Genomic DNA, 3,631 nt, shown 5'->3' on the forward strand with positions numbered 1-3,631 from the left:
GGATGCTTACATTCAATCTTAAAAGTGCGTAAAATCACCTACAATTAATTCGTTTTGCGAACATAAAGAACTTTTCTTAGTTAAATAGCTTTAACGCTAATGATTTACAGTCGGTTAGTTTCTTGATTTACATCAAAAAGCACTATATTTGCAGATGAAACCAGAAAACATCCCAGAATATGACAAAGACGTTACTAACAATATTATTCACAACCGCCCTAATGATGGGCAACCCACTGACTTCGAGGGCTGCTGCTGCACTCGAAACCATTGATAACGACTATCAAAATGTCGTCATCAGTGTTTCGGAGTCTACCATTCACGTGTCGGGAGCAGCGGGGCAGATGCTCGCCGTCTACGACTTGGCCGGTATGAGGGTGGCCTATTTAAAGATAGACAGTGCCGAGAAACATTTCGATTTGGGGCTGCCAAAAGGCTGTTACATCGTTAAAGTGGGCAAGATGGTGCGTAAAATAGCCGTCAGATAACACTCCTTTCGGGTAAGTTTGCCTGCCTGGCGAAGGTGGAAATGACAGCGATGCTAGCTCCAACGGGCGTTGGTGCAAGTTTCACTCCATCAAAATTCTAATTAGTTTTCCGCAAGCCTGCAACGACATGCGCAATAAGCATAAGGACAAAGAATGTCAACAAGCCGCAACAATCGTAGGCGGCCTTTCAATGAAATACATTTTAGAGTTAGGTAAGTCCTCTTCTAATTTTTTAATAGGTAAGTTCTCTTCTACGGTACTTTTCGTTTGTCTCGTTCTCGTGGCTTGTCACGAGAAAGGCCATGTTGAACGGCCTATACCCTCGCAAGAAACTATCGGCCAATGGGCAGAACAGGCATATAAACTCAACATCAGCGACATCAAACGGCAACTTGCCTTGCTGGTTAGAGCCGACCGTGACACGCTTGTGGCCGATTCGCGCACCCGCCGTTACTATCGCGATGGAGGAAACCTGCTTTGGATAGACCGGTTTGGGCTAGACAAACGTGCAGACAGCCTATTGTCTTACCTTAATACGGTAGAAGAAATGGGGTTTAGCAAGCGGGTGTTCGTGGTAGAACAGATAGAACGCGACTTGCAACGCATTCGAACACTCGATGTAGACTCTGGCATTCGCGATGTTAACCGTGTGATGGCACGCCTTGAATACAATCTTACCAAAGCCTTCTTGCGCTACACGGCAGGGCAGCACTTTGGTTTCACCAACCCCACGCGTATATTCAATAACCTGGACATACGCGAGCAAGACTCTGTTCGAACAACTTACCGCGGTTTGTTCGACATTCATGTTAAGCGGCCCACAAAAGACTTTTACACAAGAGCCTTGCGTAAGGTATATAACGATTCGGTTGATATTTTCTTACGCCAGGCGCAGCCACAAAACGCGCTCTATGCCCTACTGATAAAGCATTTTAAGGGTAAAGACCTGTCGGAGGCCGACCGCATAAGGCTGCTCTGCAACGTTGAACGCAGCCGTTGGCGACAAACCGACTATCCGCAAAACCACCGAAAGTACGTGTTGGTCAACGTTCCCTCGTACCATCTCGACGCCATAGAAGGCGATAGCGTACTCACTATGCGTATGGCCTGCGGCACATTAGACACCAAAACGCCCCTGCTAAACAGCCATATTATGCGTATGGACGTTAATCCACAATGGATTATTCCTCGGAGCATCATTAAGAAAGAGGTTGTTGGCCATGCAGGAAACCCCGATTATTTTGAGCGACACCGCTATTTTATACTCAACCGCTCGTCGGGAAGGCGTGTCGACCCCGCCAACGTGTCGGCCGGCATGCTGCTTAACCCCGATTATTTTGTTATTCAAGAGGGCGGCGAAGGCAATTCCTTGGGTCGCGTGGTGTTCCGTTTCAACAACAATTTCTCCATTTTCATCCACGACACCTCGTCAAAATGGGCCTTCGACCGTGGCAGCCGTAGCGTGTCGCATGGTTGCATACGTGTTCAAAAACCCTTTGAACTGGCTGTTTTCTTACTCAATAAGAAAGATGGGACTTTGATTGATAAGATAAAGTATTCTATGCAGGCCGACTTGTCTAAGCCCAAAGAAGGCGAGGAAAAACGTACGCGCGTAGACTATCGACGATTAGTTAATAGTGTGAAAGTGAACCCCAACGTTCCGCTTTTCATTACCTATTACACCCTTTATCCCGACGTTAAAGGTAAGATGCATACATACGCTGATGTATATGGTTACGACAAGGTGCTTTATCGCTACCTTCGCAGTTTCTCCATTTAGTTTCGGCGCATATTGTCTTCTCACCTTGTTTATCGGCACTTAAAACATTCTTGACAGTTATTTTAGCCCCTATGGCTTAATGATAGAATTAGACGAACAACGTTTGTTGCAGCGTTTGGCCGACCCAGCCACTCGCCATGCCGCTTTCCAAGACTTGGTAAAGGCTTATGCCCAGCCGCTTTATTGGAAGGTAAGACGCATGGTGCTTGTGCACGAAGATGCCGACGACCTGGTGCAAAACGTGTTTCTTAAGGCATGGAACGGGCTGGATAACTTTAAACAGCAGGCTAGACTGTCCACGTGGCTGTACCGAATAGCCATTAACGAGGCTCTCGACTTTCTTCGCAAGCAGAAAAACGCCACCACGTTACAATCGTCTGCCGACCTTACTTTGGCCCAACAGCTTATGGCCGACGATTACTTTGATGGCGATGCCACCCAGGCCCGACTGCAAGAGGCCATTGCCGAGTTGCCCGAAGTGCAGCGAACAGTGTTTAACCTGCGCTATTTCGATGAAATGAAATACGAGGAAATTAGCGTTATTCTCTCAACTAGCGTTGGCGCATTAAAGGCTAGTTATCATTTAGCCGTAAAGAAATTAAGGAAGATAATGGATGCGGAATGAGGGGTTGAAACCATGTTTTGAAGACTAGCCTGAATGGTAAGAACAATTTCAATGTTTTCCTAACCCCAATGCTTGCAAGGAGTGTGTTTGAAATCATTATTGCACCAAAGCGGGGAATTATCAGAAATCACCTTAAAAAGCACCTTAAAGTGGAGGCACACATCCGAAGATAAAGGATTAAAAACGTTTATACCAATGAGAAGTCTACTTACCTTGCTTATGGCAATCATACTTGTTTCGTGTGAATGCCATTACGAGACTTTTAGGATTGATAATGTCGTTATGCAGCCGATAGTCTTTACCGATTCGCTGGTAAATGGGAAAAAATACTTTGTTATCAACTTCATTACAAGCTGGACCGGAACAAAACCAGTGCTTTTCGGTGGTGGCATAGAGCCTGGTTTGAAGGGCATAGACGAGAAAGTCAAGTCTATTGAAGTGCGCACACGGTCAGGAAAACTCATCTCGCCCTGTTTCAAGGGTTGGGAAACGGATATGGATGGCTTAATCTCCAACCAGGAGGAAAGCCATGGCTACTACTCTTCGCTTAACATTGCATCGCTTGTCCGCTCCATAAACAAAGGCGAAAGGCAAAGTGTAGGGATGAGAATTTGCATACCTCGCCTTTTCTATTTGTCTTCTAATGATGAGCCATATACCATCACTATAAAATTTAGAGAGAGGCAAATTACATCGAAAGTGATTCAAAAGGAGATGGTTTATTGGTAAGCATCCAAT

Annotated in this window: 4 protein-coding genes; all 4 read left to right on the top strand. The window is 45.7% G+C overall.

Annotated elements, in window-relative coordinates; genetic code table 11:
- Positions 1–179 precede the first annotated feature (179 nt).
- The 4 genes from BN93_RS03510 to BN93_RS03525 all read left to right on the top strand — a co-directional run bounded on the left by BN93_RS03510 (position 180) and on the right by BN93_RS03525 (position 3,622).
- Positions 180–488, top strand: coding sequence for a T9SS type A sorting domain-containing protein (locus BN93_RS03510; RefSeq protein ID WP_019186975.1), 309 nt, complete (start codon positions 180–182; stop codon positions 486–488).
- A 190-nt stretch (positions 489–678) separates the two neighbouring features.
- Positions 679–2,268, top strand: coding sequence for a L,D-transpeptidase scaffold domain-containing protein (locus BN93_RS03515; RefSeq protein WP_232211095.1), 1,590 nt, complete (start codon positions 679–681; stop codon positions 2,266–2,268).
- Positions 2,269–2,347: 79 nt separating this feature from the next.
- Positions 2,348–2,893, top strand: coding sequence for an RNA polymerase sigma factor (locus BN93_RS03520; protein WP_009230188.1), 546 nt, complete (start codon positions 2,348–2,350; stop codon positions 2,891–2,893).
- Between the two features lie 195 nt (positions 2,894–3,088).
- A complete protein-coding gene (locus BN93_RS03525; protein WP_044259791.1) occupies positions 3,089–3,622 on the top strand; it encodes a hypothetical protein in 534 nt (177 codons plus the stop codon).
- The last annotated feature ends 9 nt before the right edge of the window (positions 3,623–3,631 follow it).

The sequence above is a fragment of the Prevotella conceptionensis 9403948 genome, assembly GCF_000312305.1.
In the GTDB taxonomy this organism is placed as follows: domain Bacteria; phylum Bacteroidota; class Bacteroidia; order Bacteroidales; family Bacteroidaceae; genus Prevotella; species Prevotella conceptionensis.